This window comes from Moraxella sp. CTOTU47915, from assembly GCF_031986685.1.
In the GTDB taxonomy this organism is placed as follows: Bacteria; Pseudomonadota; Gammaproteobacteria; order Pseudomonadales; family Moraxellaceae; genus Faucicola; species Faucicola tetraodonis.
Map to the genome: position 1 here is coordinate 263,320 of NZ_DAMAAE010000001.1, position 21,960 is coordinate 285,279.

The following is a 21,960-nucleotide window of genomic DNA, read 5'->3' on the forward strand; positions in this document are numbered from 1 at the left end:
ATTCTGGGGATTGTTAAGGTTGCTAGCGATTAGGTAAATGCGAATGCGACAGCAGCCATTGTAGCATGTCAGTTTCACTGACTCGAATGGCATTATCAGCAATGTGGGTAAAATCAGCTTGATTCAAATAAGATTGAACATAGGCTTTATCATCACTGTCTATATGATGATATTGTAAATCAATCAGATAGAAATATCCTTGCCAAAAAATTAAAGCAAAAGTTTGATGCTGGTTTTCACATTGATGCTGTCTTTCAAATTCATGCTTGTTTTCAAATAAGGTTACTAGCTGTATCGAGTCGCTATCCGTTACCCTATCGACAGCACCCTTTATTGCTAGCTGATTTCCCATCTGGATTCCCAGCTGATAAAGCGACTGATTTTCGGCAACGTGAGTTATGTGATTGGTGGGTTTGTCATTAGGCTTTATATACTGAATGGACGTAGCTTTACCCGCAGGCAAGTTTTGAAATTTATCGACGTTACTGTCATCAGTATTTGTCATGCAAGCTTTTCGTTGCAGGGTGTTTAGCTCCATCATTTTAGGCGGCAATTGCTCTAGCATATGCTGAGACAACCAAGCTAATATATTGGTCAATGGTTGGATTTTGACTTGTTGTTTACTCGGGTGAATATTAACATTTATCCACTCGGCAGGCAGCTCAAAAGACAACGCATAGCCCATTTGTAGCGAATTATCGATGCCAATCCCTAGCTTGCGACCCACTTTTTGTATGGCCTGACTAATCGCCAAATCACTGACCAAACGATGATTGATATAAATCAGTTTTGGCAGATTATTTTTATGGGCGATAAAAAACCAGCCAGTGACTTGGGCCCTTAAATCCTCTGCCTGTGCTTGTAAACCTTGCAGCGATAAATAAAATGGCTGTGCAATGTCAGCCAATGGCAAATTTAACGCTTGTTCAAGCCGCGCCAAACTAAACGCGGGCAAAAAAGGCAATGCAGCACCCTCTAAATTTTGGTGAGGGGCTTGGGCTGACTGCGTTAAGCTAAAACGCAATTTGTCTTGATGATATAATTCAATCTGCACATCGGCAAAACTAATCGCTAATCGCTGCACGACTTGTTCAATATGGGCAAATTCTGTGGCGATACTTTTTAGGTGCGAGCGTCTGCCTGGCACATTGAAGTACAAATCGCGAACGCTGACACACGTGCCGCGATGTTTTACGATAGGACGAATAGTAGCTTGGCTTACCTCGCTACCGCTCACGCTCAGCTGCTGCCCTACACCGCTGTCATTGTGACTACTGGTTAATGTCAGATGCGATATTGCTGCAATGCTCGCTAGTGCCTCGCCGCGAAAACCTAAACTCTGAATACCAACCAACTCGTTGACATTAGCAAGTTTACTGGTGGCATGGCGAGTGACCGCAAGCATCATGTCATCAGGATGAATTCCCATGCCATTGTCACTAATTTGAATCAACCCAAGCCCGCCTTGTTCGATATCGATGCGAATATGAGTAGCGTTGGCATCGATAGCATTTTCAATCAGTTCTTTGACCACAGAAGCAGGACGCGTCACTACCTCGCCAGCGGCGATTTGGTTGATAAGCAGTGGGGATAATTTATGAATACGGTTGTCAGGCAAAACTTATCGTCACTTCTCGTTGTTCGTCATCCAGGCGTTTGATATCAAGGGTGGCATTGGGCGGCGTCAAATAGCCTGCTGCACGACTCGCCCATTCAATAATCACCAAACTATTTGGCTCATCTTGATATTCATAAAAACCGATAAATTCCAATTCTCCAGGATCATTTAGGCGGTATAAATCGGCGTGGTAAACCGGCTTAATTGTACCATCGTCCTGCGTAATACGATAAGGTTCAACCAGGGTAAAAGTCGGACTTTTTACCGCGCCTGTATGACCCATTGCCTGTAGCCAATAGCGGGTAAGCGTGGTCTTGCCCGCACCCAAATCACCCGACAGCCAAACGCTACCGGTCACATTCATTTCGGCAAGCTCTTTAGCTAAGGCTTGGGTGTCGGTTTCGGATTTTAGGAGGATAGTTTTATTCATGTCGATTAATTTCCCAACTTGCCCAATGTTTGTCCTAAATCAAAAATCGTTACAACAACCCCGTCAGATACCAACAGCTTAGTCAACTTGTAACACCACTGTCGGATTGACAAATTTTTCGCCTTTTTTTAATTTGTCATACATGTTTGGGTCATGCCATTCGGCTTTTACTTGCTCGCTAAATTCAAAATCACCCAGCGTCAACGCGCCCATTTGGGCATTATCGACATCGTCTTCAAAGCATTGGGCATAGCCTGTCGCTGTTTCGTGGGCGATGACGGAATACACTTTGACATCGGTTTCGCCATTTTGCATTTGGGTTTGTTTTAAGATTTCTCTTGCCCAAAAAAACACCACGCGGCTAAACTGCTCTGCCGAGGGCGAAACAGGCAAACTAATCCAGCGCGCGCTAAATTTTTTGCAAGCGTCAATATAGTCGGGGTCATCTTTATCCCAAAAACAAATAGCATGATCAAAACTATCAATGATGTCTTTAATCGATGATTTTAACAGCCCAAAATCGTACACCATTTGACCGTGATCGAGGCGGTGCGCTTCTAAAATCAGCTCGATTTGGTAACTATGCCCATGAATCGAGTACTTGCAGCGATCGGAGCTACAATTGCGCACGATATGGGCATTTTCAAATTTAAACAGCTTTCTAATTCTCATAATGGGATTCGCATTTTTTTAGCAGTAATAAAGGTTTGAATGCTGACTATTATAAAGCTATTGGGCAAGTTAAGCGAATTTTCGTCATGTGCCCAAATTTGCCTACCTAAATTTACCCATAACATGAACAAAAAATCTCGTCACATTTAAGACAGTAACTCACGTCTTAAATCGCTAACTGTGCTAATATAAAAACTTGGGGATAGACAGTTATTTTTGAAAAATGAGTTTTCTTTAGCTGACTCTTTTTTATATAAAGTGTTGTTGATACAAAACTTTGTTGGCATAAAGATAAGCATAGATAAGCGCGGTGGAGATAAAAAATGATGATTAGAGTATTGGTCGTTGACGATCATGATTTAGTCCGCATGGGTATCGTACGGATGCTGTCAGATAGCCCTGACATTGATGTGATTGGTGAAGCTGCCGATGGTGAAACCGCGATTATCAAAACCAAACAATTAAAACCCGATGTGGTGTTACTTGATGTCAATATGCCTACCATTGGCGGGTTAGAAGTCACTAAGCGCCTGCTTCAAACCGATAAAAATACTAAGATTTTGGCGGTCAGCTCTCTAGTTCAGCAGCCCTACCCATCCATGCTCATCAAAGCAGGGGTGAGTGGCTATATCACCAAAGGTACACCGCTTGATGAGATGATTAAAGGCATCAAAAAAGTCCACCAAGGCGGGCGTTATTTTAGCGCCGATGTTGCCGAGCAGCTTGCTGATATTTTATTCACTGACAATTCAGAGTCACCGTTTGATGCGCTAAGTGAGCGAGAAATGCAGGTAGCGATGATGGTGGTCAATTGTAAAAGTCCACAGCAAATCGCCGATCAGTTGTTTGTGAGTGTCAAAACAGTCAATACCTACCGCTATCGTATTTTTGAAAAGCTTAATATCGACAGTGATGTCAAACTTACCCATTTGGCTATGCGTCATGGTTTAGTTCAACCCTAAACCATGATTACCAATCCTGCGTTTTCATCGCTATTTGACAAGCCAAGCACCCAAGCTAGAACCAAAAAAATCGGTAACGTCTACAATGGTTACCGTATTATTATTGCTATCTTTTTTTCCTTTAGTTTTATGTTGGCACTAAAAAATGCCCAGCATGACTATTGGGTATTGATTAATCTTTTTCCCACTTTTTTCTATTTTTTGTTTAGTATTGCTTTATTTATTTTGTATTATTTTTATCCCAAAAATCCGCTGTTGATGGTCGGGCTAACTGTCGATGCGCTGGTACTCACTACCATGTTGTATTTTAGCGGTGGTAATGATTTACAAGTGATTTTGCTGTTTTTAGTGCAAGTTGCGGCGGCCTTTATGTTGGTGCGCTCCAACCAAGCTATTTTGCTGACTATTTTTGCCATCACGTTGGTTATTTATCAACAGTTTTATCAGACCCTAAAAAACGATGTGAACTACGCGCTGGTTAACAACGTGGCTTCGATGGCGATTAGCTTTATCGGGGTTGCTTATTTAAGTTATACGTTATCCAAACGGCTTAAACAAATTGAGCTGCTCTCTGAGCGCCAAGTCAATGAAGTCAATGCGCTAAATGCCATCAATAATAAAATTGTGCAAATCATTGATCAAGGGGTGGTGGTATTATCCCACGATTTAGAAATTTTTATCGCCAATGATACCGCACTCGAACAACTACATCTGCCCAAGGCCCTTGATAATTTTAATTTACTAGACATTTCCCCCTTATTAGCCGCAAGACTTGCACCCATCATCCAAGAGCCTGAAGAAACTTTAATAGTGCGGCTCGGCGCAGCGACTGCTAGCACACCTTTGGCCGTTGGCATTGAGCCCAATCACCAAAGCTTTAATGACTTGCGACTTCGTATCACCCAATTAAGACAGCAATATGCCATTATTTTTATTGAAGATTTACGCCACGAGTTTAGCCGCGCGCAGCAGTTAAAACTTGCGTCGCTGGGGCAATTATCCGCCAGTATTGCCCATGAGATTCGTAACCCGCTGGCAACCATTAGCCAAGCCAGTCAATTATTAATGGAGGAAGTTAATGAGGCTGACAGTGGCTTATCCGATGATAATATCCTGCTATATGAGATGATTTATCACCAAACCATTCGGGTCAATAAAATCATCGAAGATGTGCTTAAATTATCTCGTCAGCAGCGCCCTAATTTTGTTTATATTGAACCCAAAACTTGGCTAAACGATTTTATACAAGAAAACTTTAGCGGGCAGAATATTTTTCTGCACTGCCATACTGATAAAGGCTTTATGTTTGATAACTATCAGCTAGCACAGATTTTGGTCAACCTAATCAATAACGGGCTGCGTTTTAGTAGCAAAACCGAGCCCCATGCTTTTGTCACCCTTCAAGTGTATGAATCTGGCAAATCTATCCATATCGATGTGATAGATACGGGTCACGGCGTTGCCAAAGAAAATATTCAGTATTTATTTAATCCGTTTTTTACCACCGATAGTCAGGGCACGGGTCTGGGGCTTTATTTGTCGCAGGCCTTTTGTCAGGCAAACTATGCCAATCTAGAATATGTACGAAGTGAGGGGCAAACTTGCTTTCGGATGATTTGTCAAACCAAAACTTTACCGTTCGTCTAAAATATCTTTGTAGCTAAAATTTTTAATTGAATTTTTTGGCTAAAGCATTCATATTACAGTAAGTTTATCGATATCAATTTAGCAAAATTGTAGGGAATTTGAGTGTATATGTGTTCACTTTTTTCCATTTTTTCAGTACAATATAGCGTCAATGATTAAAAAAATACATGTCGTATTTTGATCATCCTCAGGACATTTATCTCTATGGCACAACCTCAATCTTTTGAAAACGCGCCCATCAATTGGATCCCTGCGTTTGTCTTAATTAGCACGCCTTTGGCGGCTTTATTGATTGTACCTTATTACTTGTGGACACATAGCGTCAGTTGGCAAGTTTGGGCAATTTTCGCATTCTTTATGGCTTGGAATGGGTTAAGTATTACAGTTGGTTATCACCGTTTATGGTCACATCGTACTTACCAAGCGCATCCGATTGTCAAATGGTTCCTTCTGATTGGCGGCACCTTAGCTGTTCAAGGCTCGGTATTTGACTGGTGTGCAGGACACCGTTTACACCACCGCCATGTCGATGATATCTATCAAGACCCCTACTCTGCCAAGCGTGGCTTTTGGTTCTCACATATCGGGTGGATGCTCAAAAACTACCCAAGCGGCCATTATGACTACAAAAATATCCCAGATTTAAAAGCTGATCCTGTGTTAGTGGCGCAAGATAAATATTATGCCCTATGGATTTTATTGGCCAATATTGGGTTGCCAGCGCTGTTTGGTTGGATGGTGGGTGATGTTGCGGGTACCTTAGTGCTTGCAGGGCTACTGCGTTTGGTGTTAAGCCATCATTTTACTTTCTTTATCAACTCGCTTTGCCATATGTTTGGTACCCGTCCTTATACCGATACCAACACCGCGCGTGATAATCCGATTCTGGCGATTTTCACTTGGGGCGAAGGCTATCATAACTACCATCACTTTTTCCAATACGACTATCGCAATGGGGTAAAATGGTGGCAATATGATCCTAGTAAATGGATTATTTATGGCTTGTCAAAAATCGGTTTGACTTGGGATTTAAAACGTGTCCCAGATGTTACTATTCAGCATGCGCAAACAGAAATGGCATTCAAACGTGCTGAGAAAAAAGTTGCGACTTTTTCAGGTAATTTAACTAGCGATTTCCAAGCGATAAAAGATCGTTTAAACAGTGAACAACAAGCCTTCAAACAAACGATTGCAGAATGGCAAGCGTTAAAAACGCAAGCCATTGAGATGAAAAAGAATGAGTTTGCCCAGCGTATTCATGAAGTCGATGATAAGCTAAAAGATCAGTTTAGTGGCATTGAGGATAAACTTCGCAATCATGCGCAGCAAATTGAAAATTTAGTTAATCATTTAAAAGGCAAACATGTTTGATTAAACCATAAACATGTTTAAAGGTTGACTGTGTCAAAAAAGGTAGGATAAAGTCCTACCTTTATTTTTGTGGTTTTGTTGGGTATCGATTAGTCTGCTAACGGATAAGAGGGTGAAAATGGGTCTAACAATTCAATCAATCGGCGTTCATAGCACCGCCCGCGCCAAATAAAATGTACTTTCGCCTCACTAAAGGGTTTATCATCAAACCACAAAAACACCCCTTCCATCATTTTTGGCCAGTCATCCCAGCTAATTTCACCCACGCCCATCATCACCGCTAAGAACGCTGACAATAGCGTATCATGACTAACCGCTAATAATAAATGCCCATGCTTTGGCTGATGCTGAAATAAAAGCGCTAATAAATCCAGACCGCCTTTATGTGGCGCTTTAATCCCTGCCATGTCGCCCGCCAAAAAACGATTGATAAAATTGAGCGCACCAATTTGTTTGAATACCTTACTCACTTCTTCATGGTCAACCACCAAACTACCTGGCTCTACCAACAGAGATTGGTGCGATACATTCCTTGAGATGCCGGCCCCTGCTTGCATTAAAATTGCGGTATCAATACAACGTTGTATCGGGCTACTGATGCTATCTACATCCATCGAGTAATCTAAGTTGGCAGCCAACCAACGCCCCCAAGACTCCGCCAACACTCTGCCTTTTGGTGTCAGTGGTAAGGCATAACTGGCAAAGCCATTTTTATCTGACATTTCGCGCAATGAATGACGGGTAAATAAGATTAATCGCTCATTTTTCGGCAGTAGCTTGACCGAGTCAATCATACTGGGCGGTAAATGAGCAGGCATGGTGTTGATTGAATTAGACATTTAACTACGCCTTCCTTATATCTTTTTATCTTTGCACCATAAATTGATACTATAAATTGATGAGGTCAAAAAATTTAAGCGATTAAATGGGATATTACTGGGGCAAACGCGCCAATCATACCATGACTTCAATGACTTTATGCCAGTCAAAAACTACCCCCGTACTACTGATTTCATTGGGGTAGGCTCTGGGATTGACAATAACACGTGTATGACCTTGCTGATAATCAAACGCTTCATGGGTATGTCCATGTAGCCAAATATCAGGCGCGAAATCGCGCTGTAACCATTCGCTCAAATCAACGACAAATCCCGCATTACTGGGAAAATTGGCATATTTTGGCGCGATAGATAATGGGCTGATGCTATGATGTGTCATGACCACGGTGGGCATAGCATCTTTTTCGCTTTGTTTTAAGGCATTTTGCAACCATGCCCTCTGCCGCTGGTGAATAGCTACAGTATCTTGGGGCGTTAACAGTCGGTTATCATAATAAATCTCGCGATAATCGCGCATAAACTGCTGAGCAATCTCTAACGTATTATCTTGTGGTTGATATTGATAATCCGTCCAAAGCGTTGTACCAATAATTCTAACACCCATAAATTCAAAGCTCGCACATTGTAAAAAATGCACTTGCGTATCTTGCGTCAATGCCTTTATCTGCTCATCGAGAGTAAGAATATTATGACCAAAATACTCATGATTGCCCACAATCACAAAAATTGGTTTCTCAAGTCGCTTCGATTCGCCGATGAGCCATTCGATGCCCAAAAGCCCATTGGATGTGTCGCCCGCTACTAAAATAGCATCGGCGTTTGTGTAAGGGATTTCACCAATGGGCAAATCCCTTCTTGCATAGCTATCAATATGTAAATCACTTAACACTTGAAAACGTACTGGCATACATGACTCGAAATTGATTATTTTAACGTATCCAAGATATATTGCAGTTTTGCGGTGGGATCCGCTGCCGCCGTGATTGACCGCCCAATCACCAAATAATCAGACCCATTTGCTATGGCATCTTTGGGGGTGCAAATGCGGGTTTGGTCATTACTGGCGTCTTCTGGTAGTCTGATACCTGGCGTGACTAACAGAAAATCCTTGCCGCATAAACCTTTAAGCATATTGGCTTCTTGTGCAGAGCAAACCACCCCATCAAGCCCAGATTGCTGAGTCAATAATGCTAGTCGCTTGACATGATTTTCTACCGAGTCGCTGATGCCCACCTCAGCCAAATCTTGCTGTGACATAGAGGTCAGCACCGTCACCGCAATCACTAAGGTTTGGTAATGTTGCGCCGATAAACGCGCTTTCACCGTTTGCATGGCGGTGCGCCCCGCACTGGCATGTACATTGACCATCCATACCCCCAAATCAGCCGCCGCTAATACCGCCTGCGCAGTGGTGTTGGGAATATCATGAAATTTTAAATCCAAAAACACCTCAAAATCACGCTGATGTAAGGCTGTCACTAAGCTACTACCATATTTGGTAAACAGCTCTTTACCAACTTTTAATCGGCACAAGGTAGGGTCTAACTTATCCGCCAAGCTTAATGCCTGACGGTCATCCATGTTATCCAATGCCACAATAATGGGTGACTTGATGGCTGATTTGATGAGTGATGTTGCTTGCGGTACTGCCACTTGATTCATAACAAACTGACTCTTTTTTTTAACATGATAGTATGGATTGCTTATCGTACGGGTGGTAAATTAGGGTTGGCTACGGTAGGTGCAATCGTTGCATTGCTAGTTTGCGCTAAATGCTGTTCATAATTATGCTGCGTTTGCATCAATTTTTCTTGGGTTTGCTTTAACTCTTTAGATAAGCGCTGATTTTCTAGCTTCATTTGTAACACACGAAATAAAATCACACCTATCAATAGCCCCGCAATGACCCCTAAAACAATGCTAATAATTAGCAGTAGCCCCAAACTCATTTGTGGTACTTGGCTAAACAGTAAATTTACTTCGACTTGGTTGTTATTCACCAATACCAGCATCAATGAATAACCAACGACCACGAACAACAAAATCGCTAACAGATAACGCATAGTTTTCTCCTTGGTTATTTTAATCAATCTAAATTTTTGAATGCCACTATTATTACAGATAATTCAAAAAAAAGAGTGGATTTTTTGTCCACTCTTTTTTGATCAATCATATATTAAACCATAGCGTAAGTTCAACAACGTTAAATGACTCAAAACCGCAACTAACGATGATGATTGACTGCCTCTCGCAAAGCTTTGCCAGGTTTAAAATGGGGTATCGCTGTTGCTTTCACGGTAACTTTCTCGCCTGTTTTAGGGTTGCGTGCCACACGTGGCTCACGATGATGCAAACTAAAACTACCAAAACCGCGTACTTCGACACGTCCGTTTTGAGATAAGGTATCGACCATCAAGTCAATGATTTGCTTGGTGGCTTCCTCAATGGTTTTTTCTGGTATATTCTCACATTCACTTGATAATCTAGTGATCAAATCAGATTTGTTTAACACTTTTTCCATACTACCCCTAACACGCTAAACGTAACTGTCGTAATCTAAATTACAGAATGATTGTTTTAAAAACTTCGTTACAGTCCAATTTCATCCAATAATCTAATAACAATTCTAATAATGAAAAATTACATTTCATTACTTTTCTTCGCATATTATAACAAAACCGCACTAAATTCGTCGTCTTTTTTTAGACTAAATCTTTCATTTTGTTACCTAAAAGGCAAAAATAAAAAAAGCGACTAAGTTAGTCGCTTTTTTTATTGCTCACAAAACCGATTATTGGTTTTGTTGTTGCTCTTTGATTAAGTCACCAATCGTTTTTGGTTGTGCATCTGCCGCAGCATTTGAACTTAATGCTTTAATAGCATCACGTTGCTCTGCTTCGTCTTTTGCACGAACGGATAGGTTGATACCGCGAGTTTTGCGGTCAACGCTGACAATTTTCGCTTCAACTTCATCACCGACATTCAGTACAGTGGTCGCATCATCTACTTTGTCCTGTTGGATTTCTGACGCACGTAAGTAGCCTTCTACATCGTCAGCTAGTTTTACTTTAGCGCCTTTGGCATCAACGTCAGTCACTACCCCTTTCACTACCGCACCACGATCATTTGATACTAGGTATTCATTGAATGGATCGCTGTTAAGTTGTTTGATACCTAAGCTGATACGGTTAGCTTCTGCGTCTACAGACAAGATGACCGCTTCAACGGTATCACCTTTATTGTAGTTACGAATCGCTTCTTCACCACTTTCAGTCCAAGAAAGGTCTGATAAGTGAACTAGACCATCAATACCACCTTCTAGACCGATAAAGATACCGAAGTCAGTGATTGATTTGATAGTACCAGATACTTTGTCACCTTTTTGATGGTTCTTATCAAACTCTTCCCATGGGTTTGGCATGGTTTGTTTGATACCTAGGCTGATACGACGACGATCTTCATCGATATCAAGGATTTGAACCATGATCTCGTCACCGATTTGTACCACTTTTGAAGGATGAATGTTTTTGTTGGTATGATCCATTTCAGAAACGTGTACCAAGCCTTCGATACCATCAGCGATTTCAGCAAAACAACCATAATCAGTCAGGTTAGTTACACGTGCTTTAACGTTAGTACCTTTTGGATAGTTGTTAAGAACGTCTTGCCATGGGTCAGTGCCTAATTGTTTTAGACCTAAGCTGACACGGTTACGTTCGCGGTCAAATTTTAATACTTTAACTTTTAATTCTTGACCCACTTCAACCACTTCTGATGGGTGCTTGATACGGCGCCATGCCATATCTGTGATGTGTAATAGACCATCGATACCACCTAGGTCTACGAATGCACCGTAATCAGTCAAGTTTTTCACCACGCCGACCACTTCTTGACCTTCTTCAAGGTTAGATAGTAGTGCTTCGCGCTCTGCTGAGTTTTCAGATTCCATCACAGCGCGGCGGCTAACAACGACGTTGTTGCGTTTTTGATCCAGTTTGATGACTTTAAATTCTAGCTCTTTGCCTTCTAAGTGCGCAGTATCGCGTACTGGGCGAGTGTCCACCAATGAACCTGGTAAGAACGCACGTACTGAACCGATATCAACTGTGAAACCACCTTTAACTTTACCAGAGATAAGACCGGTTACGATCTCATTGTTTTCGTAAAGTTTTTCAAGTACGTTCCAAGTTTCAGCACGTTTTGCTTTTTCACGTGACAATAGGGTTTGACCCATGCCATTGTCAACCGCATCTACAACGACTTGAACTTGGTCGCCAACTGCTACTTCAAGCTCGCCTTGTTCATTCAAAAATTCTGAACGCGCAACGATACCTTCTGATTTTAGACCCGTATCTACGGTAATCCAGTCGCTATCAATCGCAACTACGGTACCTGAGATAACTGCACCGCGTTCTACATCAAGTACTTGGCTTGCTTCAAACAGTTCAGCAAATGATTCCATCATAAAATTTACCTTTGTATAGCCGTAGCCTGTCCAGCACAGTACGGTTCAAATTAAGATTTTTTATAAACATAAGGCTGGTTTTAGTGCCTATAAAAAATCGATAAAACTTTTAAAAACACCTAGTTAATTGTCAAACCACGTTCAAGGCATAGTTGCCAAACTTGGTTAAACACTTGCTCAGCATCGATGGCTGAGCTATCAATCACTATCGCATCATCGGCAGGCTTAGCCGGTGAGGCACTGCGTGTACTATCACGCTCATCACGCGCAATAATTTGTGCCAAAATTTCGTCAAAATCTGCCTGTTTGCCAGCATGGGTTAACTGACTGACACGGCGCTCGGCTCGTGCCTCAGAGGATGCGACCAAATAAACTTTAAGCGTTGCATCGGGAAAAACCACTGTTCCCATATCACGCCCGTCTGCAATCAAACCCTTTTTTGGGTTGCCTTGCGACGTTGCCATATTTTTTTGTAAATCCAATAGCGCTTGACGCACCTTCGGGAATACCGCGACTTTTGACGCAAAGTTACCCACTTCTTCGGTGCGAATCACTTCGCTCACATCATTGGCATTCACGAGCACTGTCACATGCTCAGAATCCGCTTTTGCGGCTGCAAACTCAATTTTCAACGATTGGGTTAAATCAGCTAGCGCAGTTTCATCGATGCTATCGGTTAACAAACCCGCTTGGTGGGCTGCAAGCCCCACAATCCGGTACAGCGCCCCTGAATCTAAAATTTGATAACCCAGCAGCTTTGCCAGTCTTGCCGTCAATGTACCTTTACCTGCACCACTTGAGCCATCAATGGTGATGACGGGCAGGCTTGCGGTTAGATCAAAAGACGGTTGCGTTAACGTTTGTGACATGCCATTCTTAGGAACAAAGCAAAAATAGTCGTATATTTTACGCCTGAAAGCTATTTTATACAAGTAATTTGACACAAGGATTGACTACATTGCGTATTATTTTTGCCAATGAAAAAATGCACAAAAAACGGGCAAAAAATGAGAAATGCACCGATACGCAGAGTGATGATTAACCATTGCGCGATAGAAGAAAAAAAGCTAGCGACTTACAGGATTAAGCGTAATCTCACCTTTAGCAATCGCTGGCTTTTAACCATCACCGGCTAAAACTGCCGACGTTTCCAGAATTTCCAAAATTTATAGCGTAAAGGTGGGTTTATCGGAGCTGATATGACCCGCTAACAGGCGGTCGACTTCGTTTTTGATGCGTAACCCTGCTTCATCTTTGCCAAGCTGTAACGCATAGCCTGCGGGGCGCTGTGCTTGTGCACGGTGGTTGACCCACACCACTTTACCATGCAGCGGCATTCTCTCACTCGAATTTGGCAAAGTTATTGCCACAAAGGTTTGACTGCCTAGTTGTTGCTGCTGGTTAGTAGGAATAAATAATGCACCGTTTTCAATAAAAGGCAGGTAGCTCGCATACAATTTTTCGATCGTATCATAGTTAATGGTGGTGATACCGCCACGAGATGGCATTGCCATAATCACTGTTCCTTTTACTAACGCATGGTGAATGATAAGTAATATAGATTAATTGAATAAATTAGCAATCCAGCATGGTGCTAAAAATTTTATCATAGCATAACTTATCTTGGATATGTTGTTGTCTATCTTGCCAGATTTGATCGATGACCTGTTGTAACTGGCTAATTTGCTTTAATGTCGGTGGTGGCTGCAGCTTGCCAAAATCCAAGTCATGGGCGGACGCTGAGATACCGACGGCAAATTGCCCCAATGGTACTAACAAGGCTTGCGACAAGTATAAAAAGTCCGTCAATGTCAGCGTTTTTTGCCAATAGTTGCTGGCTTGTACAGGCGTACGTTGTCCGCTACGAACTGCTTGAAAGCTGTTTATCCAAGTCTGGCGGTGTTGATACCATTCGCTGTGTAACATTTGCAGTGCCAAAAAAGGCGCATAACCAGACCATCCATTGACTTGTTGTAAAGTCACGGCATCGGTATTGGGCATTAATTGCTGCATCACTTGCATTGATTGAGCGGGGGTCACATGGCTCACTGAAAATGCCTGTAGCCGCGAGCGAATCGTTGGCAGTAGCTGCGAAGGACTATCGCTAATTAATAGCATTAATACATTTTCGGCAGGTTCTTCTAATGTCTTAAGAAGCGCGTTACTGGCTGCTAGAGTCATCGCATCCGCTTGGTGAATAACCACAATTCTTAATCCGCCACTCGACTGCGTGACAAACGGCTGTAATTCCCGAATTTCGTCAATCTTGATGCTATAACTTGACTGATGGGTTGGGGCTTGCGCCACAAGAGCATTGTTTACTTTAGGTTTGGGCGACGCGTCACGCGCCACGGTGGGTGTGGGAATTTGATAAAGATCGGGGTGGGTATTGGCAATCAGCCATTGGCAACTTTGGCATTGCCCACAGGCAGTTGCCACACCTTGTACATTGTCCCGTTGATTCTCACACAATGCCCATGCGACAAACCGATACACAAAAGCACGTTTACCAGTCCCCGCATTGCCTGCAAACAACATCGCGTGCGGCAAGGCGTCTATATGGGTGGTCAAATACTGCCAAGTTGCCTGTTGCCACGGCAGTAAATCCATAAATAGCCACTGCTGTATCACCTGTTGGCTCACGGGATCTGGATAGTAGTATTGGGTTACCTCATTGTGTGTTGATTCGATATTGGGTTGTTTGGTGCTTTTTGCTTGGGTAGTTATAGTCGATGCCATAGAAAAAAATCAGTCAACAGAGTAACTATAGTATAATCGCTGCAGCTAGATAATCAATTAGGATAATCAGTCAGGTTGTTTTCTCGAAGACATGAATGCGGTAACACGTCGCGTTATTTTATCCCTTACTGTCTTTAAACCTTGGCCCATAAGATTTTTGTTGCAAATAAATGATGGATTTTTTTTGATGAGTCGATTAAATTTTCATCTTAAGATATCTATTTTCGTTTTTTTCTTATGTTTGTGATTCACCCTATTTAAAAAAACGATTCAATTTTCTGTTTACTTCGAGGTTAGTTTGACGAATTTATCGCAACCTAATAATCAAGATACGTTACTCAATGACCAACATCATTATGATGCGGCGGATATGGCAGACCAATTGAAGGTGATGCCAACCTTAGAAGCGCGTTTAACTACTATTTTAAACGAAATTAATGCGCTGCGTGACTTTCCGCAAGTTACCCTATTTAAACAACTGCTAGATACCTTGCGTAACCGTGCAAATGATGCTACGACCGCCAATGAACAGATGGCACTATTCGTTCGACTATTGCGCGGCAATCGTGTGTGGGCAGAAGGGTTTTGTGTGTTTATGCTTACCTTGATTAGTCGTTATCGTCAGGTGTCGCTATACACGGATTTGGGTATCTTGTCAGACGCTGGCTTTACTTCGCAATTTTTTGATTTGGTCGGTGAAAAGCTATTACCCTCCGTACCCGATGACCGCGATTTGATTGGGCTATTTAATGCGTTTTTTGCCACTCCAAAAACCCGCTACTGGGTGCGCTTAATCCATGAGCGCTGGTGGATTGAACTGATACTTATTCTTAAAGTACCTGCAGGCAAAGAAGCATTGGTGCAAGCGCTTGAAGCCAATGTGCTCAAAGCCATTACTATTTTAACTGCGCGTATCAACGGCATCGGGCTCAATGCCGATTTAATAAAGGCATTTCCCAATCCGATTGACAACCAAGATACTTTCATTGCGCTAAATCGCGAAGTCGCTGAATTTGTCAGTCAATACCAGCTCAGCATGCAGCCAGGGGATGACCAAGCGATGCCACAGCCTGAGGTGGATAGCAGTCAAATTCTAGTGTTGACCGACCAAGCGCGCACTATGATGCAAAACATCCGTCGCCGTATTCATCGAACGGGTATTACTGTGCGTACCACCAATATGTTGGTGCGCCTTGAGCAAAGCCTGCAGCGTCTTGAATTGTTGGTGTCACTGCTATCGGACAACGATCATATCAAGAAAAAAACCATCATCGAGCTCATTAACACGTTGTATGAAGATTCATACCACCGCAGTAGTTTTAGATATTTATTTGGCATCAATACCGCGCTGTTGTCGCGCCGTGTGACTGAGACTGCCAGTAAGGTCGGCGAGCATTATATCAGTACCGATAAAGCGGGCTATCGCCGTATGTATAAAAAAGCGGCATTGGGTGGTTTACTCATCGGCTGTATGGCGACCCTTAAAATCCTAGGGAAGACCCTACCCTTGGCACCGTTTGGCGTGGCTTTTTTAAACAGTATGATTTATGGTCTTGGCTTTGTGGCAATTCATATCATTGGCGGTACAGTGGCGACCAAACAGCCTGCCATGACGGCTGCCGCGATTGCTTCAACCATCTCAGAGGTAAAAGGGCGCAAAGCGGCACGATTTACCAAGCTGACAGAATTGGTCGTTGATATCATGCGCACCCAGTTTATTGCCATTATGGGTAATATTTCAATTGCCATGCCGATTGCGCTACTGATTTCGTCCCTGTGGCTGTATGGACTGGGTCGTCCGTTAACATCGGAAGCTAGCGCAGAGCACTTGCTGCATGATCTTAACCCGTTTACCTCGCTTGCTATCTTTCATGCCGCGATTGCTGGGGTGTATCTTTATATTTCAGGATTGATTGCAGGCTATTACGATAATCTTGCGGTACACAATAAAATTGGCGAGCGTATCCGCAACCATCCTACTCTAAAACGGATGATGACACCTGTGACGTTGTTGCGCTTTAGCGATTTTATCGAGCGCAATCTGGGTGCGATTATGAGTAACTTTTTATTCGGTTGCTTTTTGGGTAGTACGGCGACCATCGGTTATATTTTTGGCTTACCGCTTGATATTCGCCATATTGCCTTTGCGTCTGCCAACTTTATTCACGGGATTTTTAACATTTATGCCAACACGGGCGAGTTTCCAGAAATCGGTATTATTTTGGTCAGTCTATTTGGGGTGATGGTCATCGGTATGATTAACTTGTTGGTGAGTTTTTCACTCGCGTTAATGACCGCCTTACGCGCGCGTGATGTGAAAGTCTTTGAGTGGAAATTCTTATTTGAATTGGTCGCCTCGCATTTGATGACCCAACCCTCTGACTTTTTTATCCCGCGTAAACAGCCGATGAACTATGCGCTCATCGACAGCGATGGTAATATTATCTATGATGATAAACCGATTGCAAACGATGGTAAAAATAACAAGGCACATAAAACTGCCTTGACATCACAGCCAGAAGAGCATCCGCATGCTACTACGCCCCATATCGACAATATCAGTCATACGGAAAAATTGACCGATGAAGAAATTGCAGAGAAAAAACAGGCAATTAAAGAAAAAGTGGTGCAAAAGGCGGTCGACAATATCACCCCAAATGACACGGCAAGCAAGCTACCCAAATAATTGATGGAACACTAAACACGATAGAAATATGATGACTTTTTCGGAAACTACAATGAACCAGCCTGCAACTTCAATGAGTCCGACTCAATTGGCTCATCGGTTAAATGAGCTGTTAAAAATTAATGAATTCCAAGATTATTGTCCAAATGGTCTGCAAGTGGATGGTGGACAGCCGATACAGCACATCGTCACCGGTGTCACAGCCTCTGAGGCATTGATTGAACAAGCGATTGCGCACAACGCCCAAGCGATTTTGGTGCATCATGGCTATTTTTGGAAAGGGGAGCCTGCGCCCTTAATTGGCATGAAAGGCAAGCGTATTCGTTTGTTGATGCAACATGGTATTTCCTTACTGGCTTATCATTTACCGTTAGACGCTCATCCCCAATTGGGCAATAACGCCCAATTAGCGCGAGCGCTGGGCTGGAGTGATTTGTCGCCGCTATACCCTAATGAAAAACATCCGATTGGTAATATCGTGGATTTAGCAGCGCCGTTGTCGATTGCAGCTCTCACCAACAAACTATCGACTACCTTAACCCGTCCGCCCCTACATTTATCCGGGGGTAATCAAACAATTTCGCGCATTGGTCTGTGTACGGGTGGCGCACAGGATATGATTGAGCAAGCGGCACAAATGGGTTGTCAAGCCTATATCTCCGGTGAAGTATCAGAGCGAACCACTCACATAGCCCGTGAGCTGGGTATTGAGTATTTTGCCTGTGGACATCATGCCACTGAGCGAGGTGGTGTGGTTGCATTGGGGAATTATGTCAAAGAAAATCTTGCTTTGACCGTTGATTTTGTCGATATCGATAATCCCGTGTAAAAACGGGCAGTTTATTGACTAATTATTACCCGTTAGTTGCATTTTAGCGGGTTTTTTACGCTTTTTATCATAAATTTGCCATTCGTTACGTTCAAAAACATGACGCGTAACTTTAATTTCACTACAATACCCCCATTGTTTCATATAACTAACTGTATTGCCATGCAGTAAATATTGTTATTGTTTATTTATTTTATGCGTGCCATACGTTACCCTACGTTAAATTCTTTAGGTAAGTGCTTGGGCTTATTAAACAATTTTTAATTTGCCAGTACTTACAAAAATTTTAACCCTTTTTCGGGTTGTACTTGATTATTATTTATTTCGATAGTTCTCTACGATAGATAGGGAATTATCACCGTCCTAGGTATAAGGGGAGCCAACCTGTTTGGCTCTTTTTTTAGCGTTAAGTTAATAACGACCTATTTTGGATGGAAGCTTTTTTGGCTAGATTTAGGATAGAGTTAGATAGTTGGATTAAGCCATTTACTTATGTGGCTTGCCTGACTGGTACTTAGTGAATTAGTACTTAGTTAACTGGTACTTGGTTTAACTGGTGCTTGGTTTAACGGGTACTAGGTTTAACTATCGATTCGGTTCTTAGTTTCATAAAATGTTTTCATTTGGCATAGTTGTTTTTTATTAATTTAACGTATCTAACGTATGTGCACCGTGGAGTGACACATGCCGCTAAACTCATCATTTGAGTATTGTGATGATTTGGCTTTGACCTATCCTGCGTCGATTTCGATGTCGGTCAAAGCATTTTTAAGCCCTTTAACTTTATACCCGTTTCAACATCCTTTATTACGCTTTAGTAAATACGCGACCCAATTTAAACGCTTGCAATTCTTCCCGATTCAACACAAGCCTTGTTTGGGTGTGGTGATATCGCCAAAAATTGCCCAGTCTCGTGTGCCAGCGGTGCCTAGCCATGTGCAAGATTTGGCGCAACTGGCTAATCCGTCCGCTCAGCTCATTGATCGCTTTATCAAGCCGTTAAAATGGTTGGGCGCCAGTAAAAAGCTGGCAGCTGTGATGGGGATTGGTTTGCCCTTAGCTTATGTTGCCACCCAGGTGGGTATTACTGACAAAGTCGGCAATCCTAATACCCTTGCCTCACCTACTAGCGTGGTTGCAGCACCGAAAATGGCGACCTTTGATAGTATCCTATCTCAAAAGCAGCTACGTATTGCCACCGTCAATGGTAATACCACCTATTTTGCTCAAGATGGTTTTGAGCACGGCTTTGGCTATGATGTCATGCGCCATTATGCCAAACGATTGGATGTCACCCTGAGCACCCAAGTGTTTGCCACTGATGCGGACGCGATGGCGGCTGTCAAAACAGGCAAAGCCGATGTCGCCTTGACCAATGGGTCGGATTACCAAAACGCCACCGCCACTGCGTTATCATCGCTGAGTCTAAGCTGTGACAAAGATTATTTATCACAGCAGGGTCTCAATGAACATGTTGCCATACAGCTAAACCCCAATGATATCAAACTCAACAATGATGTAAAAAACTTCCTTTGTGGCGGTCAATCGCTCACCCGTAATCAACATTTAGCGGCGTTTTATAGTCAAACACCATTGGCAGAGCCGTTTAATCAACAACATTTTGCCGATACCATGACACGCGTGTTGCCCATCTATGAGGCATCTTTTAAGCAGACAGCAAACAAATACCGTCTTGATTGGGAACTGCTTGTAGCAATGGGGTACCAAGAATCGCATCTGGATGCAGAAGCCACTTCGCCAACGGGTGTGCGCGGTATCATGATGTTGACCAATGCCACTGCCAATGCGATGGGCGTTGATAATCGGACTGACCCGACACAGAGCATCCAAGGGGGCGCTAAGTATCTCAGTCAGCTGCAACATGAATTTGCCCAAGTACCCGCATCGGATCGGGTATGGTTTACCCTAGCGGCTTACAATATGGGTCCACAAGCGATTAAAGATATCCAGCAGATTTTGGAAAAGCGCGGTGTTGATGGCAACAATTGGGCAGCCGTGTATCAGTATTTGAAAGTCAATAGTCAAAGCAATAGCCGTTACGTGCAGTGCTTAGATTACGTGACCCATATTCGCAGTTATTTGGAAGCGTTAAAATTAGACAAAGTCAATCATCGTCAGTTGACTTGATGAGTGTGGGTATAAAAACTAAACATTTTCAAAAAAGAATGGTTTAACGCCATTCTTTTTTTTATGCTATCACTTTGTGGTTTTTAAAAATTACTGACTTATTGTTAACATTACCAACCTAAGGATACCACGTGACCCAGCTCCAGAATCAGCCCCACACTCAATTAAGCACTCAGCCTATTTATGCTACTCAATACCGTATTTATTTGGAAGATACCGATGCAGGCGGGATTGTATATCACGCCAATCATTTAAAGCTGTTTGAGCGTTGTCGCCGCGATTGGTTACGTGCATTGGGGATGACAAGTTATTTTTATCAAGCGCATTCAGCCGACGCTGTAAGTCAAGACGTTACTCACCAGAGCGATAGTGGCAAACCTGATATCCAATTTGTAGTGAGCCAAGCCAACATCCGCTATTTGCGTCCGATTCTGCTTGATAGCGAAGTCACCGTTGTGATTGAGACGGCAGACTGCAAATCTGCATCATTACAGCTTGAGCAACGGATTTATGATAGCCACCAACAGCTTTTAAGCCAAGCCGAGATAAGTATTGTATGCGTGGCTACTAGTAAAGATGAAAAAGGGCAAACCCAAGTTCGCCCTACCCGTTTGCCCAAAGCGTTTGTGCAGCTGCTGCAGCTCGCTCAGTAAATGTATGATTGTCCTGTCTTACAAAGGTTATTTTGCTTTACAAGTTTGACAGGTAACTTGCTCATCTTCTAGGCGGTATGCCATCATACTGCCGCCCCACACACACCCTGCATCCGTGGCTCTGGCATTTGCCAAATCCACTTTGGCTTTTAGCGCCGCCCAGTGACCAAATAAGATTTTACGTTCGCGCGGCACTTGCCATTCAAACCATGGACGAAACCCCTCTGGCATTTTATCATCCAAACTGGATTTAAAGCTAAACTCTAGCGTGCCGTCCATTTGGCACAGGCGCATACGGGTAAAATAATTGCAAATCGCCCGCATACGCGCGTAGCCTGTCAGCATATTTGACCAAGGAACAGCGGTATCGCTATACAGGTTTGGCAGCAGTCTATCGAGTTGCCATAAGCTACTTCGTAGCTGAGTTTGCAATTCTGACGCATGCATGGCTGCTTGGGTGATACTCCAGTTTGGCGGGATGCCTGCATGCACCATCACGGTTTTATCATTGGGATAGACAAGCAGCGGCTGGCGACGAAGCCAATTGAGTAATTCATCACAATCTGGGGCGTCAAAAATCGCTTGGGTTCTATCCTTTTTTTTGATCTTTATAACACCACGCCATACTGCGATTAAGTTAATATCATGATTCCCCAACACCATTTCGGCAGCCCCTGCTTGGCAAAGACGTTTTACCAGACGCAACGCGCTCAGCGAGTCTTCACCGCGTGCCACGATATCGCCGACAAACCATAATTTATCTTGCTTTTCATCAAACCCAATTTGCTTGAGCAGTGCCTGCAAATCGGCATAACAGCCTTGAATATCGCCAATGACAAATTGATGTCGAAAACCCATAACACCTCATAACATCTTCAAAGTAAAATTTTAAACAGCTACA

20 protein-coding genes are annotated in these 21,960 nt (G+C 42.9%); 7 read left to right on the forward strand and 13 right to left on the reverse strand.

Features of this window, described 5'->3' with window-relative positions; translation table 11 throughout:
- Positions 1 to 22: 22 nt before the first annotated feature.
- The 3 genes from mutL to RTL34_RS01195 form a co-directional block, all read right to left on the reverse strand.
- Entirely contained in the window at positions 23 to 1,618 is a 1,596-nt protein-coding gene (mutL, locus tag RTL34_RS01185) for a DNA mismatch repair endonuclease MutL (RefSeq protein WP_312113939.1), read from the reverse strand.
- Positions 1,611 to 2,048, reverse strand: coding sequence for a tRNA (adenosine(37)-N6)-threonylcarbamoyltransferase complex ATPase subunit type 1 TsaE (tsaE, locus tag RTL34_RS01190; RefSeq protein WP_076774430.1), 438 nt, complete (start codon positions 2,046 to 2,048; stop codon positions 1,611 to 1,613). Before tsaE ends, mutL begins: the two co-directional genes overlap by 8 nt.
- A 78-nt stretch (positions 2,049 to 2,126) precedes the next feature.
- Positions 2,127 to 2,720: a 6-pyruvoyl trahydropterin synthase family protein gene (locus RTL34_RS01195; RefSeq protein ID WP_007116356.1), complete on the reverse strand. Its 594-nt coding sequence runs from the start codon at positions 2,718 to 2,720 to the stop codon at positions 2,127 to 2,129.
- Between the two features lie 326 nt (positions 2,721 to 3,046).
- On the opposite strand from RTL34_RS01195, the gene RTL34_RS01200 reads away from it, so the two are divergent.
- The 3 genes from RTL34_RS01200 to RTL34_RS01210 all read left to right on the forward strand — a co-directional run bounded on the left by RTL34_RS01200 (position 3,047) and on the right by RTL34_RS01210 (position 6,700).
- On the forward strand, positions 3,047 to 3,682 hold the full coding sequence (locus tag RTL34_RS01200) for a response regulator (RefSeq protein ID WP_040403691.1): 636 nt from the start codon (positions 3,047 to 3,049) through the stop codon (positions 3,680 to 3,682).
- 3 nt (positions 3,683 to 3,685) lie between these two features.
- Positions 3,686 to 5,329 (forward strand): sensor histidine kinase, encoded by a 1,644-nt coding sequence (locus RTL34_RS01205; protein ID WP_312113943.1) that lies wholly within the window; start codon positions 3,686 to 3,688, stop codon positions 5,327 to 5,329.
- 204 nt (positions 5,330 to 5,533) lie between these two features.
- The gene (locus tag RTL34_RS01210; RefSeq protein WP_312113945.1) at positions 5,534 to 6,700 is read left to right on the forward strand and encodes an acyl-CoA desaturase; all 1,167 of its coding nucleotides are present in this window, start codon (positions 5,534 to 5,536) and stop codon (positions 6,698 to 6,700) included.
- Between the two features lie 89 nt (positions 6,701 to 6,789).
- On the opposite strand, the gene RTL34_RS01215 is transcribed toward RTL34_RS01210, so the two are convergent.
- The 9 genes from RTL34_RS01215 to RTL34_RS01255 all read right to left on the reverse strand — a co-directional run bounded on the left by RTL34_RS01215 (position 6,790) and on the right by RTL34_RS01255 (position 14,743).
- Positions 6,790 to 7,539, reverse strand: coding sequence for a histidine phosphatase family protein (locus RTL34_RS01215; RefSeq protein WP_312113947.1), 750 nt, complete (start codon positions 7,537 to 7,539; stop codon positions 6,790 to 6,792).
- Between the two features lie 115 nt (positions 7,540 to 7,654).
- Complete coding sequence (locus tag RTL34_RS01220; protein WP_312113948.1) at positions 7,655 to 8,446, reverse strand: metallophosphoesterase; 792 nt, start codon at positions 8,444 to 8,446, stop codon at positions 7,655 to 7,657.
- A 17-nt stretch (positions 8,447 to 8,463) separates the two neighbouring features.
- Entirely contained in the window at positions 8,464 to 9,165 is a 702-nt protein-coding gene (gene pyrF, locus RTL34_RS01225) for an orotidine-5'-phosphate decarboxylase (RefSeq protein WP_312114246.1), read from the reverse strand.
- A 77-nt stretch (positions 9,166 to 9,242) separates the two neighbouring features.
- Positions 9,243 to 9,602: a lipopolysaccharide assembly protein LapA domain-containing protein gene (locus RTL34_RS01230; RefSeq protein WP_050324106.1), complete on the reverse strand. Its 360-nt coding sequence runs from the start codon at positions 9,600 to 9,602 to the stop codon at positions 9,243 to 9,245.
- Positions 9,603 to 9,763: 161 nt separating this feature from the next.
- Positions 9,764 to 10,060 (reverse strand): integration host factor subunit beta, encoded by a 297-nt coding sequence (locus RTL34_RS01235; protein WP_007116365.1) that lies wholly within the window; start codon positions 10,058 to 10,060, stop codon positions 9,764 to 9,766.
- Positions 10,061 to 10,330: 270 nt separating this feature from the next.
- On the reverse strand, positions 10,331 to 12,001 hold the full coding sequence (gene rpsA / locus RTL34_RS01240) for a 30S ribosomal protein S1 (RefSeq protein WP_312114248.1): 1,671 nt from the start codon (positions 11,999 to 12,001) through the stop codon (positions 10,331 to 10,333).
- Between the two features lie 122 nt (positions 12,002 to 12,123).
- Positions 12,124 to 12,873 (reverse strand): (d)CMP kinase, encoded by a 750-nt coding sequence (gene cmk / locus RTL34_RS01245; RefSeq protein ID WP_312113951.1) that lies wholly within the window; start codon positions 12,871 to 12,873, stop codon positions 12,124 to 12,126.
- 297 nt (positions 12,874 to 13,170) lie between these two features.
- Positions 13,171 to 13,518: a PilZ domain-containing protein gene (locus RTL34_RS01250; RefSeq protein ID WP_007116499.1), complete on the reverse strand. Its 348-nt coding sequence runs from the start codon at positions 13,516 to 13,518 to the stop codon at positions 13,171 to 13,173.
- A gap of 61 nt (positions 13,519 to 13,579) precedes the next feature.
- Positions 13,580 to 14,743: a DNA polymerase III subunit gene (locus tag RTL34_RS01255; protein ID WP_312113954.1), complete on the reverse strand. Its 1,164-nt coding sequence runs from the start codon at positions 14,741 to 14,743 to the stop codon at positions 13,580 to 13,582.
- A gap of 298 nt (positions 14,744 to 15,041) precedes the next feature.
- Between RTL34_RS01255 and RTL34_RS01260 the strand changes: the two genes are divergently transcribed.
- The 4 genes from RTL34_RS01260 to RTL34_RS01275 all read left to right on the forward strand — a co-directional run bounded on the left by RTL34_RS01260 (position 15,042) and on the right by RTL34_RS01275 (position 21,059).
- On the forward strand, positions 15,042 to 17,429 hold the full coding sequence (locus RTL34_RS01260) for a site-specific recombinase (RefSeq protein WP_312113956.1): 2,388 nt from the start codon (positions 15,042 to 15,044) through the stop codon (positions 17,427 to 17,429).
- A gap of 52 nt (positions 17,430 to 17,481) precedes the next feature.
- A complete protein-coding gene (locus RTL34_RS01265) occupies positions 17,482 to 18,258 on the forward strand; it encodes a Nif3-like dinuclear metal center hexameric protein (protein WP_409455423.1) in 777 nt (258 codons plus the stop codon).
- Between the two features lie 684 nt (positions 18,259 to 18,942).
- Positions 18,943 to 20,406, forward strand: coding sequence for a transglycosylase SLT domain-containing protein (locus RTL34_RS01270; RefSeq protein ID WP_312113957.1), 1,464 nt, complete (start codon positions 18,943 to 18,945; stop codon positions 20,404 to 20,406).
- Between the two features lie 131 nt (positions 20,407 to 20,537).
- A complete protein-coding gene (locus RTL34_RS01275; protein WP_312113959.1) occupies positions 20,538 to 21,059 on the forward strand; it encodes a thioesterase family protein in 522 nt (173 codons plus the stop codon).
- 27 nt (positions 21,060 to 21,086) lie between these two features.
- Here RTL34_RS01275 and RTL34_RS01280 read toward each other — a convergent pair whose 3' ends face one another.
- Positions 21,087 to 21,917, reverse strand: coding sequence for a symmetrical bis(5'-nucleosyl)-tetraphosphatase (locus RTL34_RS01280; RefSeq protein ID WP_312113960.1), 831 nt, complete (start codon positions 21,915 to 21,917; stop codon positions 21,087 to 21,089).
- Positions 21,918 to 21,960: the final 43 nt, after the last annotated feature.

What these genes read in the sequence shown, in the direction of transcription:
- tsaE (WP_076774430.1), bottom strand. Translation starts at nt 2,048, where the DNA reads ATGAATAAAACTATCCTCCTAAAATCCGAAACCGACACCCAAGCCTTA.
- RTL34_RS01195 (WP_007116356.1), bottom strand. Translation starts at nt 2,720, where the DNA reads ATGAGAATTAGAAAGCTGTTTAAATTTGAAAATGCCCATATCGTGCGC.
- RTL34_RS01200 (WP_040403691.1), top strand. Translation starts at nt 3,047, where the DNA reads ATGATTAGAGTATTGGTCGTTGACGATCATGATTTAGTCCGCATGGGT.
- RTL34_RS01205 (WP_312113943.1), top strand. Translation starts at nt 3,686, where the DNA reads ATGATTACCAATCCTGCGTTTTCATCGCTATTTGACAAGCCAAGCACC.
- RTL34_RS01210 (WP_312113945.1), top strand. Translation starts at nt 5,534, where the DNA reads ATGGCACAACCTCAATCTTTTGAAAACGCGCCCATCAATTGGATCCCT.
- RTL34_RS01215 (WP_312113947.1), bottom strand. Translation starts at nt 7,539, where the DNA reads ATGTCTAATTCAATCAACACCATGCCTGCTCATTTACCGCCCAGTATG.
- RTL34_RS01220 (WP_312113948.1), bottom strand. Translation starts at nt 8,446, where the DNA reads ATGCCAGTACGTTTTCAAGTGTTAAGTGATTTACATATTGATAGCTAT.
- RTL34_RS01230 (WP_050324106.1), bottom strand. Translation starts at nt 9,602, where the DNA reads ATGCGTTATCTGTTAGCGATTTTGTTGTTCGTGGTCGTTGGTTATTCA.
- RTL34_RS01235 (WP_007116365.1), bottom strand. Translation starts at nt 10,060, where the DNA reads ATGGAAAAAGTGTTAAACAAATCTGATTTGATCACTAGATTATCAAGT.
- rpsA (WP_312114248.1), bottom strand. Translation starts at nt 12,001, where the DNA reads ATGGAATCATTTGCTGAACTGTTTGAAGCAAGCCAAGTACTTGATGTA.
- cmk (WP_312113951.1), bottom strand. Translation starts at nt 12,873, where the DNA reads ATGTCACAAACGTTAACGCAACCGTCTTTTGATCTAACCGCAAGCCTG.
- RTL34_RS01250 (WP_007116499.1), bottom strand. Translation starts at nt 13,518, where the DNA reads ATGGCAATGCCATCTCGTGGCGGTATCACCACCATTAACTATGATACG.
- RTL34_RS01255 (WP_312113954.1), bottom strand. Translation starts at nt 14,743, where the DNA reads ATGGCATCGACTATAACTACCCAAGCAAAAAGCACCAAACAACCCAAT.
- RTL34_RS01265 (WP_409455423.1), top strand. Translation starts at nt 17,482, where the DNA reads ATGAACCAGCCTGCAACTTCAATGAGTCCGACTCAATTGGCTCATCGG.
- RTL34_RS01270 (WP_312113957.1), top strand. Translation starts at nt 18,943, where the DNA reads ATGCCGCTAAACTCATCATTTGAGTATTGTGATGATTTGGCTTTGACC.
- RTL34_RS01280 (WP_312113960.1), bottom strand. Translation starts at nt 21,917, where the DNA reads ATGGGTTTTCGACATCAATTTGTCATTGGCGATATTCAAGGCTGTTAT.